This window comes from Spirochaeta lutea (assembly GCF_000758165.1).
Lineage (GTDB): Bacteria > Spirochaetota > Spirochaetia > DSM-27196 > Salinispiraceae > Spirochaeta_D > Spirochaeta_D lutea.
The window spans coordinates 50979-74797 of record NZ_JNUP01000071.1; the positions used below are offsets into that span (position 1 = coordinate 50979).

A 23819-nucleotide genomic window follows, 5' to 3' on the forward strand; every position below is an offset into this window, starting at 1 on the left:
ACACCCCTTGAGGGAGGATCATAGTGCGCAAAAGGTTGTAAACAACACCAGATATAGCGGGGCGCCATCGAAATCTGCCCATGGGGGGTATCGCCGAGGTGCTATGCTACAACCTTTTGCGCACTATTACGATAACCGTCCCTAGGGAGCGGCAGTATCTCCCCCGGTTTCCGATTCATCCGGAGACCCCGAATCCTGGTCCCGGGTCCGATACACATCCCGGGGGCTGTGGAATCCGTCCCGGATGATGGTCTCTTCCATGTTCCACCGGTATACCGCGATGGGTTCTTCCATATAAAAGGGCACGGAGACTCCCGTATCGTTTTCCACCCAGGAATCAGGCTCCATTTCCCGGCCCTCCGCCAAAGCCACCGCCAACTCCGCAGCCCGGCTGGCGAGCTTGGGTATGGGCTTATACACCGTCATGAGCTGCAAGCCCTCAACCACCCGCTGGGTGCTGAGCAGGTCTGCATCCTGGCCCACTACGGCAACCCGCCCGGCCATCCGGCGCTGGGAGAGCAGATTGATGGCGGCGTTGGCCAATTGGTCGTTGGCAGCTGAAATGGCCTGGATATCCTGGGTGCGGTTCAAGACATCCAGAATTTTTTCGGAAGCCTCGTCGGCATTCCATTCATCCAGCCAGATCTGATCGATGATCTGGATGTCTCCCCGGTCGATGTAGGGCTGCAGCACCTCATACAATCCGCGGTTTACCAAAAAACTATTATTGTCCTTTACCGAACCGTTCACCACCAGGTACCGGCCCCGGGGCACCGCCTCGGTAAGGGCCTGACCGAACAGGCGTCCCACGCCCTGATTATCAAAGGACACATATCCGTCGATGGGTACACCGAGGATAAGGCGGTCGTAGGCAATGACGGGAATCCCCCGATCCCGGGCCTGGCGGATAACCGGCCCCAGCTTCCGGGAATCGTGGGGCAGAACCACCAGGACATCGATATCCTGGGTCAGCAGGTAGCCGATCTGTTCTATCTGTGCATCCGTGCCGCCGGCACTGAGTTGGAAGATAACCCGGGCCTTCATATCCTTGGCGGTGCTGGTGAAAATCCGGATATCCTTATTCCACCTTTCGAGGATGAAGGTATCGGTGGCCACGGAAAAACCGATCACCACCTGATCGCTCTGCCCATCCTGGGATTCCCCAGGCTGCCGGGATTTTACACACCCCGATAACACCAATCCCAACGTCAACACCGGCACTACCAGCCCTAGCACCCCGAACCAGGTAAATCCCCGGCGGGGGGGCGGCATTCCCCCGGACAGACTCCGGAACGACATCGGCTTAGCCATGGGACACCTCCTGGTCGCTGAGGGCGATAAATTCCTTGGGGGTCTGGCCCCGGTACTTCTTAAATATCCTGCTAAAGTAGTTGGGATCCCGGTACCCCACGGCCCAGGACACCTCCTTGAGCCGAAGGGTTCCCTTCGCCATAAGCTGCTCGGCCTGGTGCAGCCGGATGGAATTCAGGTAGTCGACGAAGGTGGTGTGCAGGTATTCCTTGAACAGGCGGCCGAGGTAATTGGGGTTAACCCCGCATTCCCGGGCAAGGGATGAAAGCTGCAGGGCCTGGTCATAGTGCTGTTGAATCATCAGCATGGCATGGTGCAGAACCCGGGGCAGGTTACTCTGGATCTGAAGCCGGGCGGCGGCGCAGATCATCCGTCCGGCAGTGTCCAGCCAGGCGGCGACCTGATCCTGGGTTTCCAGATCGGCAATCTCCACCCCCAGATCGGGGAGTTCCTCTACAAAGACGGTCAGACCCTCCTGAGCCGCCGTCAGGGCCACCAGAATCTTGTTTTTTGCTATTCCTACGGGATATTCCTGAATAAGAAACCGCCAGTACTCCCTCAGATTCTCCAAGAATACCCCAGTCCCCAGCTCCTCACAGCGCTTCAGGCTGTGCTGAATCGCCAGGATCCGATCACGCTCCTGCCGCCGATGGCTTTGGCGGTTCCCGGGGCTCCGGGTAATCATGGCCAGGGCCTCTTTGTAGGATTCATCCAGGGTATCGTAGGGTTGGGTGCTTCCCCACCCCATCCGCAGGTCCACAAGTCCGAGGTCCTCGGCCCGGGCAGTCAAATCACCCTGGAAAAAACTGCTCTCCCTTCGGGTGACGATAAAGAGCACCAGCCGGCCGATGTCCAGGGCAAAACACTGAACCCGGTGATTCACCCAGTCCACGAATTCGCGGTAGACCCGGCGCAGATCGGTGAAGCCCCCGGGGGAGGCGTCGGAGGATCCCCCCCGGGCCGAGAGCACCAGAATGAACCCCCTGTCCGCGGAGATCCAGAGACTGCGGCGGTAGAGGTTCCAGGACTCGCCGTCCAGGGTTCCGCAGAGCAGTTCCTGCATGAAGTGCTCCTCCTCCAACCGGTGGCTGTGGGTGAGCCGCTGGGCATCCTGGCGGTGTTCCTGGCTGAGCTTCCGGCGGGATTCGATCTGCTGTCCAGCGCCCTCCAGGGCCTCCAGGAGGGTCTTTTTTCCCACGGGTTTTACCAGGTATCGGAACACCCCGAGGGGGATTGCCCGCTGGGCAAGGTCGAAGCGCTCATAGGCGGTGGAGAGGATGCACTGTAGATCCGGATTAACCTCCCGGAGCTGTTCCAGGGTCTCCAAGCCGTCCAGCCCGGGCATGGCTATGTCCAGAATGACGATGTCGGGATTATTATCCTTCGCAAGCTCCAGGGCATCCAGGCCCGAGCTGGCTTGGGCGCAGACCCGGAAGGCCGGGGCGTGGTTCTGTATTGTATAGGCAAAGCTGCGAAGTACCAGCTCTTCATCATCCACAATCATGACGGAATACATGGTTCCTCCTGGGGATTGATTCGGATTGTGACGGTGGTCCCCTTGTAGGGTTCGCTCTCAATGGTTACACAGTCCTGATTCTGGGGATAGAAGAAATACAGGCGCTGAATAACATTCTCCAGCCCCATCACCTTAGAGCCGTAGCCCCGCTCCCGCCGGGTGTTGCGGGCCACCAGGGACCGGGCGGTATTCTGATCCATCCCCTTGCCGTTGTCCGCTACAACGAGCTCCACCAACCCCCGGTTCTCCCGAACGGTGATGGTGATGCAGGCCCTTCCCTGGATGTCCTGGAAGGCGTGGACCACGGAGTTTTCCACCAGGGGCTGGAGAATGAGGGCCGGAATGGATACCCGGTCCGCCAGACTGTCGTCGGTATCCAGCCGGAGTTCCAGGGTGGTGGGAAACCTGATGGCAAGGATCTCCAGGTAGGCCTTTAGCCCCTCCAGCTCCTGTCCCAGGGGCACAAAGAGTTCCTGCTGGCGCATATTGCGCCTAAAGAAATGGGCAAGCTTCTCCATGAACTCAGCGGTCTTATCCGCCTCTTCCAGAATGGCGAGCTGGACCCCGGTGTTGAGGGTGTTGAAGAGAAAGTGGGGATTCATCTGGGCCTGCATGGTATACAGCTCCATCCGCTTGAGCAGGTGCTCCATATTCAGGTTCCGAAGCTTCTCGGCCAGGTACCCCTTCTCCACTGCCTTCCGGCGTTCGATCTCGGCGATATACTGGCTTATATCCCGGCGCATGGTATTGAAGGCGGAAATAACCGTCGCAACCTCAGGCAGAGCGCTCACCTGGATATCCGGCCCCTCAAAATTCCCCGCTGACAGTTCCCCCGCCGCCACTGCCAGGCGGTGCATCGGCTCGGTCAACCGGTTTATGGCACCGAGCATCCACAACAGGGCCGAAAGCACCGAAAAAATAACCACCAGCAGGTTCCAAACCTGGAGCTGCCGGAAGGCCTCCATGAGCCGCCCGTAATCGGCAATCCGGTTCCGCAGCCCCGTCAGACTCATGGCATCAATCCGCCTCAGAATCAGCTCGTTCAACGCCTCGCTATCCTCGTACAGCTGGGTATACTCCTGAATAGCCCGGGCGCGCTTGAGCTGGATTCCCTCCTCGATCATCCCCAGATATCCCCGTATCAGCGAATAGACCTCCCGCTGGGCCAGCAGAAGAGAGTCTCCGCTCCTAGGCAGGGCGGGAGGTAACACACCCAGAATAGTTTGCTGCCGGGCAAGCAGCTCGGCCAGGGCCGTAGACGACCGGCTGGTTACGTACTGCAGAAAGGGCTGACGGACCCCATGGACCTCGGTTTGCAGCTGCTGGAGATAGGATTCGGTAGAGAACTGATCCTGCAGAATCCCCTGAAACTGCAGAGACAATAGGAGAATAAACGAGAGGGAGAACACCACCACCGAAAGGCTTAACACCATGTAGAAGATTAACCGGGTCCGCAGGGTTTGCCTCATGATCCGCCCCACAACACCGACACCGGAGTATCCTGGTATCCCGGGGAAAAGCCCCTGCGGATCTGCTCATTGAGCACCTTCACGGCATTGTAGCCGATCTCCTGGGGCCTAATCACCAGGGTTGCCGTCAGAATTCCCGTAGACAGGTAATCCAGAATCTGCTCATCCGTACCGAATCCGATAACCTCCACCCTGCCGACCATATTCAGATCGATGAGGACCTGCAGGGCTGCCAGGGTATCGTCGGTATCGGTAAATACCAGGGTCGTAACCTGGGATTCGTTTCTCAAAATCTGGTTCATGAGATCCTCGGCGCCTAGGGGATTCTCACTCGTCAGCCGGCTCTGGACCGGGGCAGCCAAAGAAAGCCCGGAAACCGAGGCTATCCCCATCTCCACCAGCTCCTTCTCCGCCCAAATTCCCGGAGACCGCTGACTGTAGACGATCACCACCCGCTCTTCCTGGTTCTGGGCCAAGAGGATCTCGCCGATCCGCCGCCCCAGGTCAAAATTATTCGTCCCCACCAGAGGCCAGGGCTCTACATCATGAATCCCGTGCTCCATCAGTACCGTGGGGATTCCCCGGTTCCGCAGATCGTACAGGGTGCTGCGAATATACTGCTCATCCAGGGTGGGATACACGATAACCCCGTTGGTCCCAGACAGTCCCGCAAACCGAAAGTTCCCGTCTCCCAGGCGGTGCACCGACAACCCCAGTCCATGATCCTGGGCGCTTTCCCTGGCTCCCTGAATGATTTGCTGCATATAGGGTGATTCTGATGCCGGAAGAAAGAGCGAAACAAACAGGTCCGGCTCGGGCCTATCCTCTCCGGCTGTATTGCCGATGGGGCTACCCAGCAGATCCACAATAAGCACCCCTGAAAAAACCAGAGATACCACTAATGCGCCGAGAGCGACAAATCCTAACCTCGAAAGTACCCTGCCCATGGCAGCAGTATAGCATGACTATTCCCGATAACCAGAGATGCAACGCAGCAGCTCAACCCGGCTTTGCACCCCCGTCTTCTGGAAAATATTATACAGATGGGTGCGGATGGTGGTGAAGGAGACCCCCAGCTCCTGGGCTATCTGCTTATTGCTCAAACCCCGGCTGACCTGCCGGATCACATCCAGCTCCCGGGCGGTGATCCCGTACTGCTTGATAAAGGCCGGGCTGATCTCCTCCTCCGCCCACACCGCCTGGGGAAGCCGCAGGTAGCGCAGAAATGCCGCCACCGATACCCCGCTCCACGCCAGGGCGACGATATAATCCAGGGAGATTTCAAGGCCCGCCAGGACCGGCAAAAACCTGGCAGCCAGGTAATAGCCCGCCGACCCCAGGGCAAACACCAGGGTTACCCATCCCAGGGCCGTCACCAACCAATCCAGGGTCTCCGAAGCAGGCACGACCCGTACCCGGATCATAGTCCATCCCAGATAGGCGAGATACCCGGAAATTACCCCCATCAGGGGCAGCCGCATAACCTCCATGGCTCTGACACTTTCGGTCACCAGAAACCCAAACTGTATCCCCATAGCCAGAATTACCAGCCCGGTGAACCCGATGAGTCCTGCCCTCTGGGTTCCGGGCAGGGGCAAAAGCGCAACGGCCGTTCCTCCGTAAACCAATATTCCCAGCAGATAGGAAATGCCTCCGAATAACCCTCTCAGATCCGCGGGATACACAATCAGACTTTTCAGGTAATAGCTCACCAGGGACAGAAACAATGCCCCTACCAAACAGGTATTCACAAACAAAAACAGCCCCGACAGCCTATGCCGGAGCCGATAATGGAGAATCGCCAGGGATGCAACGCCGGCAGTTCCTCCGGCCAGAAGCAGGATGTACAAAAAAAATAGTATGTGGCTCACCCGACCATCCTAGACCTGGGAACCGGCCAGGTCAATAGATTTCCCACCTCCCGGTATCAGAGGTGCTGCCCCACCCATTGCACCCGTTCTACAAGATCCCTGACGAACCGCTGGGGCTCCTGGTAACAGATGTTATGCCCTGCATCTTCATACCAGATAAACTCCTTGTGTGGGGCCTCTAACCCCTCAAAATACCGGTAGGCAATATCCTGTACGCAGGTCATATCCAGACCGCCGTGAAAAAAGAACACCGGAATCTCAAGCTCCGGAACCATCTCCTCCATATCGTAGGGCACCAGCCGGGGATACACCTGGGGGACCGCCTTCAACAGGCCCCGAATCAAATTAATCGAATCCACGAGGTTGTACTCGTCGGGGAACACCATGGACCAGAAGTCCGGCTCTCCGCCGGTGTCGGCGTTCCGGGGACTGTAGACATGGAGTTTCTGAAACAGGTAAATGTAGTTGTCCCCGTTTTGCTCGGAGTAAGGCGGCGGACCTTGGTCCTCCAGGCGTTTGACGATTTCCGTTTTCCCCAGGCTTTGGGCCCGTCCCATAAGGTACTGGTACCCGATCAAATCGTTTTCCAGGGAATTCACATGCTGGGCGACAGCAAAATACGCAGCAAATAGATCCGGCCGTTGACTGCTGGCCAAGAGCCCCAGAACGGATCCGTAGGAATGACCGGCCACATACACCTTCCTGCCGAAGCGCTGCTTCAATTGGGCGGAAAGATCAATTAGATCATCCACATAATCCTGTACGCTGATTTCTACATAATCCGCAGCCCCGTAGGACATTCCCACCCCGGGCTGGTCCCAGTGAACCACCACGAAGTGTTCCTCAAGCTCTCCAAGGTAGGTACGCACCCATCCGATCTCCGAACCGCCTGGCCCCCCGGCCAACCAGAGCAGCACCGGAGCCTGGGCATCCCGCCCCCGAATGACCACACCCTGATCCCTGCCCCTAATCTGCAGGCGCTCCAGGGATGCAATACTTCCCTCAACGACATCTCCTTGCTCATCCCTAAACTCCGGAGTTCCTGCGCACCCCGCCAAAACGAGCAAACCGACAACACCTAAGGCACGAACAAAATCCCGTTTTGCACCGCCTTGAACCCTTTTTTCTTTTAAACTCTTCATGCCCCCAGGAATACCACCTCGGGCCGGGGCACACAATTCGACCTTTGTATGAACAAGAGCCCCTAGGACGGATGTCCTAGGGGCTCTGTACTTTCGCTTCTATGGTAATTCCTCGAAACTACCCTGGCGGTTACTGGAAGGAGACCCGGCGTACGCCCTTCGCTCCCAGAATGGCCAGTACCTCACCATCCCAAAACACTCCGGCGGCAACATCGGGAAGCCCGGCGTAGAAGGGAACCTGGGTTTTCAGTCCCGTTCCATCCAGCTGGATTACCGAGCGTAACAAATCCCCCTCGGCATTCCGGGCAACAACCCTTCCCTGGGGTGATTTGGTAAACCGAACCCGGCGAAGGCCCTCTGTCCCGCTCACCAGGGTCCAGTCCGAGGCCGAAACCAATCTGGTATAGATTCCGGACTTTGCCGTATTCGATGCAGGAACGAAAACATATAACCGTTCGCTGCTGCCAGTTCCGGTTTGAATCATGTCTCCAACCTGACGGCCGGCTAGGGCCGTTCCGTTGAAGAATCCGTACCCGCTGAAGTTAGCCAGAATCGACCCTACATCAAAGGATTCCCCCTCCCCTCCGAGACTCTCAAAGGTATCCAGGTTTTCTGCAATATCCTCGTAGGTAAAGAAGAAATCGTTCAGGGGCGTGGAGACCGCCACGTAGCTTTCGCTGATGATTCCGCTCTTAATAAGGTTGGTTGATCCGAGGATGTCTTCCAGACCTTCGGTAGCACCCAAAATCTCCCCGAAGCCGATCCATGAACCGGGGGTTGCCTCCCCCTCCATGAGATAGGTTATGGCAAGGGTCTTAGAACCCTGGAGCACGGCAACTACCATGGTGTCCTCAAAGGGCTCCCGGTCCTCGGATAGTCCAGCATCGTTCAGATTCCGGGTATCAAAGAGTACCACCTCGGCCGATTCTATGCTTTGGACATCATCGGTAGACTCCAGGTTCTCCGAGAAGGAGTACAGGTATTCCCCGTTTCGAAGGGGTACGATACCCAGGTTATCTACTAATAACCATGCCTCGGGCACCCATTCTCCACTCTCCCAGGTATAGCCTCGAACAATCCCGGAAAGGGTTGCATCGCTGTTCGCGAAACTGGGTTGGGCTGAGGCTGGAGCTCCGTCCACCCAGAGGACCCCGTCCTCGCTCACCCAGTATTCCGTACCCTGTATTTCCACGCCGGAGACGAAGGCAGTATTCTTACCTGCAGCTACAATCTGAACCTTCTGCCGGTATAAGGCGGCGGTCGCCGTAGTAACCTCTCCGGCCCGGATGGTGAAGCTCACCCGGTCATACCCCACCGTAGCGCCCTCGGCATTCACCAGGCTAACAATGAGTCCGTAGGTTCCCACCGGCAGACCCTTCAGGGCAACTTCGGCCCCCTTGGCATACTCTTTTCTGGCTGCAGTTCGGGTTGTATTCTGATACCGGGTGGATTCGTTGAGGCTTAGGTAACTGCTGCCCCGTACCAAGAGCACGACCGCCTTGGTATAATCCGGTTCGGTGGCCCGGGATACAGCCCCGGCAGGGCTATCGGGAAGGGATAGCACCAGATCTCCAGAACCCCCGGGGGACTCAACCAGGGAACAACCGGTTACCACCAGCATTAGTCCCAAACCTAGTAGTGCTGATATTCGTATAATTTTTTTCATACTATTCCTCCCTCCAGGTCCACTCTACCCGGACCGTTCCGGTGGTCGGCCGGGGACTTTGGGGCCGCTGGGGTTGATCATCACCGCCCCCGGTGGTTCCGCCCCTCCCTACACTGGATGTGTCGGTGGATACATTTGAATTATCATTGAGAATCTGATCCCCCGTCCGAATGTCAGGCCTTCCGCCCCGGCGGGGCCCCGGGTTGTTTATTACAACCTGCCCTCCGGCACCAACAATGATGGTCGGGCCATCATCCTGGCCGGGTTGCTGTGGGGTTCCTGAGTCACCGGAATCACTGGGCTGTTGTTCACCCGCGCCTTCGCCCTCGCCGGGCTCACCAGAACCATCACCCTGGCCGCCGCCCTCGCCGGTACCGGAATCGCCGGAATCTCCATCATCACCCGCTCCCGGTTCCTGGGGCAGTGGAGTACCGGGTCCCGGAGCCCCTTGGGGCCGTCGGGGTGGCCCCAGACGCAGGGCCACAATCCCGGCCAGCACCTGGAGGTTAAGGCCGTTGAAATCAAACTCAGTTCCCCGGACAGAGGCGGTAGAATAGGGACTGGTTACCTCAAATTTCTGATCTATATTCCTGGAGCTGTCCACCGAAGCCCGTACAGAACCGACCCGGAGGTGTAGACTCGTGGAAACTGCTCCTTCCCGTTCAACGTATTCATCCAGAACCATTCTGGTGAGGGGTTTGATAAGAACATTGTTCGAACCCAGTTTGAGGGTGGCAGAGGAATTGAATCCCGTAGAGATGGTATCCGACAGGGCAACCACCGTACCGTTGCTCACCGGGCGCCAGGCACCATCCTGCCCACGAACCTCCACCTTGCCGGTGACATCCGTCAGCTGTCCCTCTTGGGCAAACAGCGGGGCCCCGGCAAGGAGTCCCGCAAGCATTACTAATAACACAAGTTTTTTCATACTAATCCCCCTTACTTACATGGTAAAAGAAACATCGAGGCGAAGGGCCGCTCGGACAGCCGAGACTACTGCGCCCTCCCCATCCACTACAAACGATTCTGTGTTTCCGAAAAACAAGCCTGTACCCAGGGAGATTCCAAGATCGGAAAACGGTCGGTAATTAATCATAAGATCGGCCTCAGTCCCGAGATAGTTGTGACCGTCGCCCACAACGATGTCGGTTTCAGAAACCGCCCCGAGGGTCGGCCGGATAAACCCGAAGAGCTTCAATTGCATCTGCAGCTTATCAGAGCCCAGGAACCTCAGGTTTTGGAAGGGTTTAATTCCTCCGTCCAGTTGGATAACCAGAAGGTTTGAAAAGGCCGGCGAGAAGACCATACCGAAACTCGGACCTGCTACGGGGGTAAACTGGCTTGCTGACCCCGTGCCGTTTACTCCCCAGACCGATTCGGTATCTGCATCACCGCTGGCATAACTAACCACAAGATTGTACGCCCCGCTCAGAAACTGGGGAGTAAAGAAACTCAAGCGTCCGTATAGTCCAAGGCTATGCAGGGCCGCATTTTTATAGACATCCTGGCCGTTATTGGAGAGCACCGAACCGCCCCCGTAGACCATCCCGGCATTGTAGTACAGGGTGGGAAGAATCGGCCCCCTGACTCCCAGGCCGGCGTAGAAGGTGTTAAGAGAACCGCCCTTGAATGATTGCACCGGATCGCCCTCGGTTATAAGGCTGCCGTCTTCATTTCGAATGGCGCTCTCGGGAGCCTGACCGTCCGTCAAGGCCGTCAAATCCTCCTGGATTAAGGCATGAAGGGTAATACTCTGATTTGCCAGGGGTGGGAGCGCCATCCGGACCGCCCCGATAACCCGGGGTGACCCTAAAATCTTGGTGCTGTCTCCGGCCCGGAGCAGATCAGCATAGCTCATCATGATGCCGGAAGCATTCTTGAAGACAAGCCCCGTGTATCCCAGGGTTATCCCCGTGGTCACTGCCCCGGTTTCAAACCCCAGGGAGAACCCGTCCAGTGTTCCGGAGAAAACCCGGCCCGAGGGTTCGCTATGGGCGAACCGCCCGACACGGTAGGAAAAACCATCCCCGGATTCTGAGGAATAGGTTTGCCCCGAAAGGGCCAGAGAATCGATGCTCAGGTATAGGAGGGGGTGGATCGGATCCGCTTCAGGGACATCCAGCCCGGCCGTCCAGGCACCGTTGAACCCCAGACGCAGGTCAAAGTTCAGTGCCTCGCTGGCGGATTCGTTCAGGAAAAAGGTCGCCTTGGTTGAAGGGGTAAACTCAGATTTATCGAAACGCATCCCCGTTCCGAGATCCAGGGAAAGACCGATCTCCGAGAAGGCCGGAACCCCAAGTACTAAAAGGCAGATCACTGAAAAAAGTATCCGTTTCATGATTGCCCCCCTTGGTTCTCCATGGCTGTTGCCAGGTACCGAAGCACCTGATCGCCCGACAGGGAATCCTTCCGGCCGACACTTGAATCAAGAATGGATTGGAAGACCATCTCACGGTAGGCGTAGCGGGGTCCGGGAAAGAGGGAATACATAATCCCTCCCCGTATATTGAGGGTACGCATTAATAAATAGGAGAACAACTCGGCGGTTACCATATCCTGGGGGTTGGCACCCCGGTCTACCCATCCCGCATCCTGCATATACGACAGGGCATCCTGGGGCTGAGCGGAATCTTCCAGGAGATCTCCGGCGGTGGCTAACAGGTAGGCCGCATGGGAAAGATGAACCTCATCCTGATCCAAAATCTCATCAATGACCGCATTTGACTGGGCTCCCAGGAACCCCCCAGCCAAGGCCGTGAGAAGAATTACGAGGAAATACTTTTTCATTATCTCTCCTTCGAGTATCACTATAGTATAAACTATAGCCACTTGGTACCATTTTCAATCGTCAACTCCTATAATACCCTATAATATGTGATTATAACCCTCAGAAATAAAAAGGTGGTAGGTATGAAGCTTCGAATCAAGGCCGAGTTGATCATCCCGTTCATTATTATAGGTATTGTCGCCCTCTTTGGATTTACCCGGTTTTTCTCCATGTTTGACGGCCTTACCTACAACGCCTTTCTCGGGAGCAAGGAACAGATTGCAGAGAGACCGGAGCTTATTCTGGTGGATGTTGACGACCGGGCTGTAGAGATGGCCGGCTCCTGGCCCATGCGGCGTTCTATCTTCGGCAGGGCCCTGCTGGTCATGCGGGAACTCGGGGCCAGAACCGCGGTTTTTGATATTGAGTACGTTGACGCCAGTCAGCGGGGAATCAACGCAGACTACCTGGACACCGAGCTGCCGCGGATCTTCAACCATGAGTTTGAAAGCCTGCAGTCCAATACCCGGGCGCTCATCGAGGCCTTGAGCCAGGGGTATATTCCCCCGGAAGATGCCCAGGAGTACCTGCCCGATCTGCGGGCGGATGCCCAGAACCGTAAAGAAACTCTCTTAAAGAGCATCGAAGGGGTGGTGATTGATAATGACGAGTATCTTGGTAGGGCGGCAGCCTTCTTCCAGGATTCATTCTTCACGATTAATATGTTCAACATACCCACGCCGGTCCTTCCCGAGGACGAAGAACTGGCATTCCTTATCGAAACATCCATTCCCCTGGAGGGAATTACAGTGGTGGATGATTCCCGGATTCCCCGGCGGAACAGCATGAATCCCACCATCTATCCGGTTCTGAGCCGGGCCGCGGGAGCTGGATTTCCTAACGTTATCATCGATTCCGACGGCATCCGCCGGCGGATTAATCTCATCTACAAATTCCAGGACCGCTACTACGGACAGCTGGCCTTCCGCCCCCTCCTGGACTACCTGGGAAACCCGGAAATCACCATCTATAAGGATAAAATCGTCCTCTCGGCTGTGAAGGATCCCCGGGGCAGCCTGGGGGAAACCGTTACCATTCCCCTGGCCCCCGACGGCACCATGCTCATAAACTGGCTTCACACCCCCTACGTGGAAAGCTTTACCCACCTTCCCTTCGGAGAGTTGATGCTGCACGATCAGCTCTTTACCCTGCTCATCAGGAACCTTGACGCCCGCAGGGATTGGGGCTATCTCCAGGCTCATCAGGGGCAGACCCCCCTGGGGGATTTCCTGAATTATTGGCACAGCCTCATTCTGGAGATGGAATCCGCCCCGGACCAGCTGGACGCCCAGGGCGTGTATGAGATTCGGGAACAGTTCCTCGCCGAGGTAGCCAGCCTGCTCCAGCCCGAAACGCGCCGGGCTCTGGAGTCCAGCATCGAGGAGGTTTACGCAGCGGGGAATCTACCAGAAGAGGATTATCAGGTTCTCCGCCAGGATATTCCCCAGTGGTTTGAGGCTACCGCTGAGGTTCTAAGGGATTTAAATGCCTCCCGCCAGCGCTTAACCGAATACCTGGACGGTGCATTCGCCATCATCGGTCACACCGCCACGGCGACCACCGATATCGGGGTGAACCCCTTCCACGGCGAATACATGAACGTCGGTACCCACGCGTCCATAGCCAATACTATTTTGAACAACCGCTTCTTAGACCAGACACCGGATTGGGTCGGACTACTTATTGCCGCCCTGATCTGTATTCCCTACGGGATCGTTGCATCGAATCTGGATTCCAAAAAAATCCTGATCCTGGGAATCATCCTTCTGACCATCCTGGTGGTGGCCCTGCTGGTATTCTTTATCCTGACGGGCATCTACCCCGATAGCGCCCGGGTGATTCTGGCCTTCTTCCTGACCTTCATTACCACCAGCATCGTGAAGTTTTTCTCCACAGAGCGCGAGAAGAGCTTCCTGCGGAAGGCCTTTTCCCACTACCTGTCAACGGATGTTATTAAGGAGATTGTATCAAATCCCGAACGCCTGAAGCTCGGGGGAGATAAAAAGGTGCTCACGGCCATATTCACCGATGTACGGGGGTTCTCCACTATCTCCGAGAAACTTGACCCCGTGGATCTGGTTAAGCTCCTGAACCGCTACCTGGGTGCCATGAGCGATATCATCCTGGATATGAACGGAACCATCGATAAATACGAGGGAGACGCCATTATCTCCTTCTTCGGCGCCCCCATTGATATTCCCGATCATGCGGACCGGGCCTGCCTCTCCGCAGTACGGATGAAACGCCTGGAGCAACAACTAAACCAGGAATTTCAAGCCCAGGGTATGAGCCCGGACCATCTCCTGACCCGGATCGGTATAAACACCGGTGAAATGGTAGTGGGTAACATGGGAACCGAAAAGAAGATGGACTACACCATCATGGGGAACCACGTGAACCTGGCCGCCCGGTTAGAGGGGGTAAATAAGCTTTACGGCACCTGGATCCTTACCAGCGAAGCCACCAAGACTGCATGCACTTCCGACCTAGTGTTCCGAAAACTGGACCGAGTCCGGGTAGTGGGCATTAAGGAACCCGTCCGCCTCTACGAGGTAGTGGAGGAACGGGACCACCTCGACGGCCAGCTGTCCGAGATTCTCCCGGCATACCATAGGGCCTTCGACCTCTTTGAAGCCAAGGACTGGGAGGCCGCCCGGAAGGGGTTCGCCCAGATCCTATCCAAGGCCCCGGAAGACGGCCCGAGCAAGCTGTACCTGGAACGCTGTGAAAAATTCATCTCCTCCCCACCGAAGGCTGACTGGGACGGGGTTTTCAACATGACAACCAAGTAGGCGTTCAAAAAGGCCGGTTGCAAAAGGGTGCACCATTTCATCACAGTTACACTACCCTAGGTAGAATCGTGGGTAGCGGCGCTGTACCTGGTGTGGTTTACAACCTTGTGCGCACTAGGATCCTGTTTCGAACTACCTACCGGAGAAACCAGATCCGGATGCCCCGAAGGTAGGAGGATCCTGGTATCCGGGCTCAGGGCTCAGGGCTCAGGGCTCAGGGCTCAGGGCTCAGGGCTCAGGGCACATAAAAACCGGGTTCACCCAAGGGTGGCACCCGGTTTTTGTACCCGCACATGGGAGGAAGAGAGACCCCCGGACAACCGATGGCCCGGCGGCGGTCTCTACAGACCCGCTGAGGACTAGAACTGGAGCCGTAAGCCGATGTTCAGACCTACCCGGTTGAGTTTCAGGTTATCCAGATTGGCAAAATCCCCGGCGAAGAGGTTTCCTGCATCGGTCAGATCTATCTCCGGGCGTTGGAGGTCGAAGACCAGCCCGAGATGAATGACCGGTACAAAGAGGTTAATCTCCATACCTGTGGTAAATACCAGGGAGGATGCAGCGGTGTTCCGGGCGATTCCCGGGGCGAAGGAGCTCTCCTCGCCGGCTACATCGGCGGTAAGATCCGAGGTTACATCAATTGTACGGACCTGATACCGGGGGGAAATCTTCAGGAAGGGCGTAAGAAAAAGCAGCTGTTTTGACACATGGAGATCCAGACCGAAGGTATGGGCGTTGGCTACCGTCGAGATGCCGCCCCCGAACACCAGTTCCTGGCCGCTAAAATCGATAGGCTCCAGTCCGAGGCCGCCGAGGTCGAAGCCGGCGGAAAAATGGTTGAAGCCGTACACTGCGCCGATGGACAGACCCGGCGCAAACCCCCGGTCCTGTACCAGGGTCCGGCGCACCTGAACACTGCCGCCGATCATCTGCAGGCTGACCGCTTCCCCAATGGTGGGATCTACTGCATTCAGAATCACCTTGGTCAACCCTGCGGGCATAATCATCGTCCTGGCATGAAGCTCCAGATCCGCGGGCAGCTTGAATCCGAACTGAACCATGGAAAGATTCGGGTAGGCCATGAGCTTCTGGGCAAAGCTCAGAATATCCTCGTTCTCCCCTAAGGCTTGTTCCAGGATCGTAGGCACCGGTACATCAAAGCGCCAGGTTTCGCTCTCTGCATCCGGAAGGTTTAGCAAACCGGTTCCAAATGTAACCCCGAGGGGAGGCAGCAGGCTTATATAAAAACTCCGGTTGCCCAGGGTTGCCTGGCCCATGATATTCCCTGAGGTCTGACTCAGGAGCATGGAATTCTCAACCCCCGAGGCTATAGAATCAAATACGGTACTAAAATCCTCTTCTAAGGGAGTAAGGTTTATAGCACCGCTCTGGGCGGAGAGTCCCGCAGCTCCCAGGGAAAGTATAAGGATCAAGGGTAAAAGTCGTTTCATATCTAAGGCCCCTTCTATATATGATACATGATTATCACTGAATATATCAGTTTCAACTCACTTTTCCCTGTATTCTAATGTATTATGGGTACTATGGCTCGAAAACTATGCATAATCCTGGCAATTTTAGTTACCTTTTTCAGTCCCCTGATGGCGGGGCCTCAGAATGAATCCGTCACCCTGCCTTCCGCCGTCCCGGCCGGGCGGGAACCGGACCTGGATGGTGACAGCCTCGGGGAATCCCTGAGGCGGCTTTCCTCCCCGGAAATGGAGGGTCGCCTAACCGGGAGCGCTGGCAATGCCCGGGCAGGTCGGTGGCTTGCCGAGGAACTTTCCAAGGCTGGGCTGAAGCCCCTGCCCGGCCGTGGGGATTTTTATCTTCCCTACCCTCAGCCCGTTCTCCGGGAGAGGACGCCGAGCGTGGTGGAGATTTTTCCCAAGGGTTCGGGTGCCGGGACCAGTCTGTCCGCCGGAGTGGATTACCAGGTGCTGGTCCGCAAGGGCGTCCGGCTGAGGGCAGATATTGAGGCCCGGGTCGTCACCCTGGAAGCCTCCTCAGTCAGTCCGGGGTGGGTTCGGGAGAACCGGGATGCGGTACTACTCATCCACGCCCGTGACTTTGAGGCCATTGTCCACAATACACCGGTCATGCAGGCCCTCTTCCATGAGGAACACAGCCCGAGAGGAATCATCTTGGCCATGCCCGCGGGTATGAACAGCCTTCCCCGGGGGGTGTTTTTAACCGAAGAGTCCTATCCCGAGGTTGGTCCGGTTTTTATCCAGGTAAGCCACCGAGCCTCCGAGGTATTCTCCCAGGGGGAAGGAACCAGGGTCCGGATATCCGTGCATCAGGAGGTCGCGGTGCAAGAGGCGGTAAATATTGGAGGGGCCATACCCGGGGGAGACGGGGATCTGCCGCCGATCATCCTGTCGGCTCATTTCGACGGTCAGGGCCGGCTCGGCTCTGAGGTTTTGTATCCCGGGGCTATCGATAACGCCTCGGGAACCGCCCTGGTGCTGGAGTTGGCGCGAAGCCTTTCAGAAAACCGTGCCGGAGTGGGCAAGTCCTCCGGGAATGATTTACCGAGCCGTCCGGTTTGGATTCTCTTTTTTAACGGGGAGGAACAGGGGCTGCTGGGGTCCCGGGCCTTTGCCGGAGCGCTGGCAGGACGGGCAGGACCCGGTGTATGGGTCGTAAACATCGATATGGTGGCCCATTCCAACAAGACCGCCCTAACCCTGGCATCGGCCCCGGGTTCCGGGGAATTGCTTCGGGAGCTCACGGCGGCTCTGACCCCACCCCTGGCAGATCTGTCTATGGCGCTGAACACCATGGAAGGCGGACTAAGCGACCATGGGAGCTTCGGCTCGGAGAGTCCCGTACCCGGAAGCCAAGCCGTAACCCTGGTGCAGGCCCCCTATCCGGGAATGCACAGCCCCCAGGATATCCCCGGAAATCTGAAGCCCGGGGTTGCCCGGGCACTCTTTTTAGCCCTGGTACAGTGGATGAACCAATGATATCCCCGGCAGGGTTCCAACGGACCGGGGAGTGGATTAGAATCCTTCAAAAACCAGACCAGTTTGCTATACTATAACCACAGAAGGGAGCGAATCATGCAGTACAAAACGCCGGGAGCCTACATACTCCAAACCGATGCAGAACGCCGGCCGGCCCTAGAGAGATTGCGCGATACAATCAACCAGAATATTCCCCAAGGGTTCCAGGAGACCATCCAGTACAATATGATCAGCTGGGTGATTCCCCTGAGCCGCTATCCCCAGGGGTACCATTGCACCCCCCATACCCCCCTTCCCTTTTTGAGTATTGCCGTGCAGAAACATTATTTGGCAATGTACCACTCAGGGCTGTTTATGGACCCCGGGCTCTATGACTGGTTTGTGGGTGAGTATCAGAAGCTGGGGTACAAGCATAAGATTAACATGGGCAAAAGCTGCGTGCGCTTTAAGTACCTAGACGAGATCCCCTATGACCTCATAGGAGAACTCATGTCCCGGATAAGCGTGGATCAGTTCATTGCCCGATACGAGGCCGGCCGTTCGATTCGGTAGGCGGACCAGACGACAGCCGGGACTGTATTTCTTCTTTTATCCGGGTGATTGTACGGCTTCGATGGAGGTAGAGCCGGCGGTATATGTAGCGTGCCAGGCCGTAGGAACCGGCCAGGGCCGCCAGGGGAAACACCGCGGCGAAGAGGGCTGATCCCAGGGCGCCGATTCCGACCCCGAACCCAACACCGAAGCCGACCCCGCCTCCGAAACCACCGATAATACCTCCGAACACCCCACCCGCGCTCTGTCCCATATCCTGGGTAAACCGTACCAGGGTGCTTTCCTGGGCCAGACTGACATCAACCTTCAAAATATCCGAGACGATGCCCTGACCGCCCGAAACGACGGGGGCATTACTCTGCCAGAGCAATCCCACAGCGCTTATTTGACCCGAGCCCCCCTGGGGTACCGCCATGGAAAGCAGGCGGCTGAGCTGTTCAAGATCCTCGGTTGTGAGCCGCCGGGGAAGTACGAGGTAGTCGTCCAGCCGGGGGGGACTTCCCAGAAGCCGGCGGCCCAGGGAGTGGCTTGAACCCTTAGAGCCCCCGTAGCGGTACATGAGCATAGCCTGTTCCAACACCCCCGGGGCAATACCCAGCTCTTTTGCCATACCCTGAAGCTCCTGAACACTGACCTGGTCCAGGGATCCCGATAAAAGAGAATCCGAGGAGGTGCGGAGTTGTTTCTCCTGGATTTCCAGGGCCTTTAGGAGAATGGGTTTAATGTCGTCCTCAGGAATGAACTGTCTGCTCATGACAGGTAAAAGCTACCCGGCTGGGGGCGGGTTGTCAATCCAAGGATCTCCTAGGGGGTTGCCCGAGTTCAGGCCCCAGGGATAGCGCCGGCCATATTCTTACGTCCCGGTGGCAGGGACTTTAGACTTGGGACTGGGCATCACAATCACCATTGACATGACTATATGACTGTTTTATATTTTTAGTCACGATTAAAAGGGGGGATTCCAATGCCCAGGGGATTTGATGCCAGGGAGCAAAAAGAGATCATCGGAAGGCTGTATGAGGCGGGAGAGGAGGCCTTCAGCCGGACCGATTTTGCAAAGGTGAGTGTGGATGAGCTGGTGGGCCCTGCGGGCATTTCCAAGGGGGCATTCTACCGGTTTTTTGAGTCCAAGGAGCATTTTTACTTCGCCTTGACCCAGCAGGTGGAGGTCCGGGAGAAACAGCGGATTGCGGTCAGGCTGGAGCGTGCCTGGGATGAGCTGTCCTTAAAGCAGGCCCTGGAGTACTTTTTTTTATGGCAGTTTGAGTTGATTGAACAGCATCCCCTCTTTGAACGGGCCCTGGACCCCGCCCTGTTGGAGCGGATTATCAGGAAGCTCGGGCGGCAGGCATACCAGGAACGGATGGCCGAAGATGAGGCCTTCTGGAAGGACTGGATTGGCCGGTTCGCCGGGAAGGGCATGGTTCAGGATGAGGCTGTGCTGGCCAGAGCCTTTGAGGCGGTTAAGAATCTGATTTATCTGGTATTGCACCGCCGGGATATCGGCCCGGGATGGAAGAATACCCTGGTCTACCTGGTAGACAGGATATCCGAGGACCTTCTGCCCAAGAATAGGGAGGAATAATATGATTTCGGTTTCTCATTTATCGTACCGCTATCCCGGGAGCCCGGAACAGACCCTGAGCGATCTGAGTTTTGCCGTTCCTCCGGGGAGGATCTACGGGTTTTTAGGGCCCTCCGGAGCTGGGAAGAGCACGACCCAAAAAATACTCTACGGGGTGCTGAAGGGGTACAGCGGCGGGGTGAAAATCCTGGACAGGGACCTGGAACACTGGTCCCGGAGGGTGTATGAGGTCCTGGGGGTGGCCCTGGAGTTTCCCCGGTTCTACGAGCGGCTCTCCGCCAGGGATAACCTAACCTATTACCGGCTCTTTTATTCCGCATCGGCGGATCGGGGTCCCGAACTCATGGAATACCTCGGGCTGAAGAAGGATATGGACAGGCCCGTGGAAGAGTTTTCCAAGGGGATGAAGATGCGGTTGAACCTGGTCCGGGCGCTCCAGCACGATCCCCAGGTGCTTTTTTTAGATGAACCTACCTCGGGGCTGGATCCCATCCATGCTTCAGCCGTGAAGGATCTGCTGCGCCGGGAGGCTGAGGGCGGGAAAACGGTGTTTCTTACTACCCATAATATGGGCCTTGCTCAGGATGTGTGCCACGAGGTGGGGTTTTTGGTAGACGGCCGGATAGCGGCATCGGCTGCTCCGGATGAGCTGCGGCGGCGGCATAAGACCGGACTGGTTCGAGTGGAGATTACAGCCCGGCATGGTGAGAACACGGATCTGCTATCCCGGGAATTTCCCCTGGAGAACCTGGCTGGGAACCAGGAGTTCCTGGGGTTCTTGGCTGCCGGGCGGGTTGAACGGATCCGTAGTCTGGAACCGAACCTTGAAGAGATCTTTTTAACTACCACGGGAAGGAGCCTCCATGAATCATCTGGGGAATAGGGAGGATGGATTGTCCCGTGCCCCGGGGCCGTGGTTGGACCGTCCGTTTTGGAAGCTGTTTGGTATGGAACTCCAGGTACTCTGGAAAAACGGCCTGCCCCAGGTGTACGGGGTGGTGGCGGCCATGATGGTGGGGATTTTATCTCTGATGCCAGCCTCGGCTCAAGCCTATGTGCTGCCGGTGTTTTTGTTCATGGATCCGGCTACCCTGGGGATGTTCTTTATTCCCTCTCAACTGCTTCTGCTGAAGGATAGCCGGGTGCTTGCCACCTACCTGTTTTTGCCCCGGGATGTCAGGGTGATTTTCCGGGCGAAGATCCTGGTGTATACCCTGCTGTCTGTCGGGTCGTCCCTGGTAATCGGGGTACTGGGAGGCTGGCCGGTTCAGACCCTGGTGGTGCTGCCCTGGCTTCTGGGGGTGAACTGGCTGCTTACCATTCTGGGGGTAGCCATCGGGTTGAGGATCCGTTCGCTGAATCAGTTGTTTCTGATCCTGCCCCTGGTTCTCATTGCCCTGATTTCCGGGCTGCTGTATCTGCTGCCCGGGGCCGGATCGGAGTGGTGGCTGCTGCATCCCTTCCGGGGATTCAGCTATCCCTTCATGGCGCCCTGGCTGGGCGCCCAGGCACTGGACCTGGGTATTTCGTTCGGGTGGACCACGGCGGTAGGAGGGCTGATTCTGGGATTCTACTCCCGCACCTGGAAGCACCTTCTGAGCCAGGCGGGAAGGGGGGCGCTCCATGAATAGGGACAAGCTGCGGGTTTCCGGAGAACGGGGAATCCGGATGGGGGGCTGGAGTCAGGGTGTTGTCCTGGAGGGAAAAAAGTGGTTAAAAAATCCCCTGTACCTGTTCTTTCTAGTCCTGCCCTTGTTCATCATGGTACTGTTTGCAGTAGTCTGGCCCCTGGCGGAGAGGCTGGTTGCAAGCCGTTGGGGCTTCGATCTGCAGCCCTACCGGAGCTGGCTGGGGCTCGCCATGCTCTACATGATTCCCCAGCTCTTGGGTATGCCCCTGGGGTTCCGGCTTCTGGAAGAAAAGGATCAGGGTACCTTGGGTGTGTTCTTGGTTCTGCCCCGGGGGGCCGGATGGTACGTGGGTATGCTGCTTCTGGGGCTGGCTGGATTGTCGGTGCTCTTTGTCCTGGGACTGATGCCCCTGATCCTGGCACCCCATCTCCGGGGCTGGTCCTGGGGCGTCCATGGGTTAGCCGCCGGTATGGCGGGCCTGGAGACCTGTATTTTCGCTATGTGTATCTCCGCCCTGGCACGGGACAAGGTGGAGGGTATGACCGTGGGAAAGGGACTGTCCCTGGTTACTATGCTTCCTCTGTTGGTTTTTTTGGTTCCCGGCCGCTTCTCCGGAATCGATGTTGTGTGGCTGGCTGGGTTGACCCCGTGGTTCTGGCCCGCCGCATTATTGCTCCTGGACCTGCCGGGGCCGGAGTGGATCTGGTGGGTAACCGGCTTTGGGGTTCATGGGATTTGGCTGGGAGGTTTGCTGCGCCGGGAATTGAACCGAATCGGACGGGGTTTGTAGGAGAAGGGGGCATGGGAATCACCATAGAAAATTACTCAGGATTGCCCTTCTGCTCAGGACGGAACCGTAAAAGTGGGGTACTCTTAGGACATGATTTCCTATTCACGCCTTGAGACCGAGAGCTTTCCCGTGTTTTTGCAGAGTCAGGAACTGCAAAGCTATTTTGTGGGGGTGATGGCCCTCCAGGGAGGGCAGATTCAGATAAACCTGCAGGAGCGCAGTGAGTTTACGGATAAACCCAAGGGCACACCCCGGACCTTGCGGATTGCCTACCAGGATATTCAATCCCTGGATTTTAAACGCGGGATATTCCGGGACAAGCTGCGGATTGAGATCACCAACCCGGACCTGCTCCAGGGAATAGCCACAGCCCAGAGCAACCAGCTGGTTCTGCTGGTTAAAAAGCGCTACCGCCCGGCTCTGAAGGCCAAAATTGAGGCCCTGGTCAATCTGCTTCTGGATGCGGATATCCAAACGGAGAGTCAGGTGGAGGCCGAATCCCGCGGTCGATTACAAAACGGCTTAGACAATTAACCCATGAACACTGGAACATTGATCCTGAGGCAGGACTCTCGGTTTATTCATCGGGAATCTCCGTATCTGCCTATGATACGGCGGTTTTCCGTTGCGTAGAGAGGAACTGTTGATCAAGGAAGAGGCGAAGGAGTATCAATGACGAAGACAACATCACCCGCGGTCCGCCTGAGCGGCCTGCGGAAGTCATACGGTTCCCTGGAGGTTCTCAAGGGAATTGATTTGGAAATCCCCCGGGGATCCATTTATGCCCTCCTGGGCCCCAACGGTGCGGGAAAGACCACTACCATTCGGATCCTTGCCACCCTTCTGGGATTTCAAGCCGGCAGGGTGGAGGTCCTGGGCCATACCCTTCCCCGGGATAAGGCTCTGGTCCGCCGCCGGATTTCCCTGGCAGGACAGTATGCGTCCATGGACGAAGACCTTACCGGAAGGGAGAACCTCATCCTTCTGGGACGGCTTCTGGGTTTCCGGAAAACCACCGCAGCCCAGAGGGCCGACCAAATTCTTCGGGCCTTTACCCTGGATGATGCTGCCCAGAGGCTTGTAAAAAACTACTCCGGGGGTATGCGCCGCAAGCTGGATATTGCGGCCAGCCTGATTGTAACCCCCGACCTGCTCTTTCTCGATGAGCCCACCACCGGCTTGGATCCCCATAACAGGAACGAGATCTGGGACGTGGTGCGCAGGTTAGCCGGTGCGGGGACTACCGTCCTACTCACCACCCAGTACCTCGACGAAGCCGATCAGCTCGCCCAGGGTATTGGGGTAATTAACCATGGCCGGGTTATCGCTCAGGGCACCCCCCGGGAGCTCAAAAAGGCCGTGGGAGAAGGCACCCTGCATCTACGGTTCGATGGGGAGTCCCAGGCGGCCCGGGCCACGGAGGCCATACCGGCAATCCTCCGGGAACTGGGCATCTCCGGTGAGCTACTGCCCTCCGCGAGTCCCAGACAGCTCCAGGCGGCCATGCCGAGTCCTGAGTCGGCCCTGGGGGTTCTCAGGGGGCTGCAGGACCGGGGGCTAACCCCGGGGGAATTCTCCCTGGGGCATCCCAGCCTGGACGAGGTTTTTCTGGCACTAACCGGAAAACCGGCTGAGGCAGAGGAACCGGCGGCGACCAAGGAACCGGCGGCGACCAAGGAACCGGCGGCGACCAAGGAA

Annotated in this window: 21 protein-coding genes; 9 read left to right on the plus strand and 12 right to left on the minus strand. The window is 57.1% G+C overall.

Annotation, left to right across the window (positions count from 1 at the left end; genetic code table 11):
• Positions 1-141: 141 nt before the first annotated feature.
• From DC28_RS12920 to DC28_RS12965, 10 genes are all read right to left on the minus strand, one after another.
• Entirely contained in the window at positions 142-1311 is a 1170-nt protein-coding gene (locus DC28_RS12920; RefSeq protein ID WP_238565824.1) for a substrate-binding domain-containing protein, read from the minus strand.
• Positions 1304-2827: a response regulator gene (locus DC28_RS12925; protein ID WP_037549491.1), complete on the minus strand. Its 1524-nt coding sequence runs from the start codon at positions 2825-2827 to the stop codon at positions 1304-1306. Before DC28_RS12925 ends, DC28_RS12920 begins: the two co-directional genes overlap by 8 nt.
• Complete coding sequence (locus DC28_RS12930; protein ID WP_037549495.1) at positions 2812-4296, minus strand: sensor histidine kinase; 1485 nt, start codon at positions 4294-4296, stop codon at positions 2812-2814. Before DC28_RS12930 ends, DC28_RS12925 begins: the two co-directional genes overlap by 16 nt.
• The gene (locus DC28_RS12935) at positions 4293-5243 is read right to left on the minus strand and encodes a sugar ABC transporter substrate-binding protein (RefSeq protein WP_037549500.1); all 951 of its coding nucleotides are present in this window, start codon (positions 5241-5243) and stop codon (positions 4293-4295) included. Before DC28_RS12935 ends, DC28_RS12930 begins: the two co-directional genes overlap by 4 nt.
• Before the next feature lie 18 nt (positions 5244-5261).
• A complete protein-coding gene (locus DC28_RS12940; protein ID WP_037549502.1) occupies positions 5262-6167 on the minus strand; it encodes a helix-turn-helix transcriptional regulator in 906 nt (301 codons plus the stop codon).
• 56 nt (positions 6168-6223) lie between these two features.
• Positions 6224-7309: an alpha/beta fold hydrolase gene (locus DC28_RS12945; protein ID WP_037549505.1), complete on the minus strand. Its 1086-nt coding sequence runs from the start codon at positions 7307-7309 to the stop codon at positions 6224-6226.
• A 130-nt stretch (positions 7310-7439) separates the two neighbouring features.
• Positions 7440-8975, minus strand: coding sequence for a hypothetical protein (locus DC28_RS12950; RefSeq protein WP_037549508.1), 1536 nt, complete (start codon positions 8973-8975; stop codon positions 7440-7442).
• Position 8976: 1 nt separating this feature from the next.
• Positions 8977-9903 carry a FecR family protein gene (locus DC28_RS15870; protein WP_052078887.1) on the minus strand — a complete coding sequence of 309 codons (927 nt, stop codon included), beginning with the start codon at positions 9901-9903 and terminating at the stop codon, positions 8977-8979.
• 15 nt (positions 9904-9918) lie between these two features.
• Positions 9919-11313, minus strand: a complete 1395-nt coding sequence (locus tag DC28_RS12960) for an alginate export family protein (RefSeq protein WP_037549511.1) — start codon at positions 11311-11313, stop codon at positions 9919-9921.
• Positions 11310-11762 (minus strand): hypothetical protein, encoded by a 453-nt coding sequence (locus DC28_RS12965; RefSeq protein WP_037549513.1) that lies wholly within the window; start codon positions 11760-11762, stop codon positions 11310-11312. The genes DC28_RS12960 and DC28_RS12965 overlap by 4 nt, the downstream gene beginning before the upstream one ends.
• Before the next feature lie 123 nt (positions 11763-11885).
• Here DC28_RS12965 and DC28_RS12970 point away from each other — a divergent pair, with 123 nt between their 5' ends.
• Positions 11886-14594: a CHASE2 domain-containing protein gene (locus tag DC28_RS12970; RefSeq protein WP_037549516.1), complete on the plus strand. Its 2709-nt coding sequence runs from the start codon at positions 11886-11888 to the stop codon at positions 14592-14594.
• Between the two features lie 359 nt (positions 14595-14953).
• Here DC28_RS12970 and DC28_RS12975 read toward each other — a convergent pair whose 3' ends face one another.
• A complete protein-coding gene (locus DC28_RS12975) occupies positions 14954-16045 on the minus strand; it encodes a hypothetical protein (RefSeq protein WP_037549519.1) in 1092 nt (363 codons plus the stop codon).
• 93 nt (positions 16046-16138) lie between these two features.
• On the opposite strand from DC28_RS12975, the gene DC28_RS12980 reads away from it, so the two are divergent.
• A complete protein-coding gene (locus tag DC28_RS12980) occupies positions 16139-17563 on the plus strand; it encodes a M28 family metallopeptidase (protein WP_037549522.1) in 1425 nt (474 codons plus the stop codon).
• A 96-nt stretch (positions 17564-17659) separates the two neighbouring features.
• Positions 17660-18115, plus strand: coding sequence for a DUF1801 domain-containing protein (locus tag DC28_RS12985; protein WP_037549525.1), 456 nt, complete (start codon positions 17660-17662; stop codon positions 18113-18115).
• Here DC28_RS12985 and DC28_RS12990 read toward each other — a convergent pair.
• Complete coding sequence (locus DC28_RS12990) at positions 18078-18869, minus strand: hypothetical protein (RefSeq protein WP_037549528.1); 792 nt, start codon at positions 18867-18869, stop codon at positions 18078-18080. The genes DC28_RS12985 and DC28_RS12990 overlap by 38 nt on opposite strands.
• Before the next feature lie 210 nt (positions 18870-19079).
• Between DC28_RS12990 and DC28_RS12995 the strand changes: the two genes are divergently transcribed.
• The 6 genes from DC28_RS12995 to DC28_RS13020 form a co-directional block, all read left to right on the plus strand.
• Positions 19080-19700, plus strand: coding sequence for a TetR/AcrR family transcriptional regulator (locus DC28_RS12995; protein WP_037549531.1), 621 nt, complete (start codon positions 19080-19082; stop codon positions 19698-19700).
• Between the two features lies 1 nt (position 19701).
• Positions 19702-20583: an ABC transporter ATP-binding protein gene (locus DC28_RS13000; protein ID WP_037549534.1), complete on the plus strand. Its 882-nt coding sequence runs from the start codon at positions 19702-19704 to the stop codon at positions 20581-20583.
• Positions 20564-21331, plus strand: a complete 768-nt coding sequence (locus DC28_RS13005; protein WP_037549538.1) for a hypothetical protein — start codon at positions 20564-20566, stop codon at positions 21329-21331. The genes DC28_RS13000 and DC28_RS13005 overlap by 20 nt, the downstream gene beginning before the upstream one ends.
• On the plus strand, positions 21324-22121 hold the full coding sequence (locus DC28_RS13010; protein ID WP_037549541.1) for a hypothetical protein: 798 nt from the start codon (positions 21324-21326) through the stop codon (positions 22119-22121). Before DC28_RS13005 ends, DC28_RS13010 begins: the two co-directional genes overlap by 8 nt.
• Positions 22122-22211: 90 nt before the next feature.
• Positions 22212-22655, plus strand: a complete 444-nt coding sequence (locus DC28_RS13015; RefSeq protein WP_037549544.1) for a hypothetical protein — start codon at positions 22212-22214, stop codon at positions 22653-22655.
• A gap of 138 nt (positions 22656-22793) precedes the next feature.
• The coding region (locus tag DC28_RS13020; protein ID WP_081942203.1) for an ATP-binding cassette domain-containing protein at positions 22794-23819 on the plus strand (1026 nt) is incomplete at its 3' end.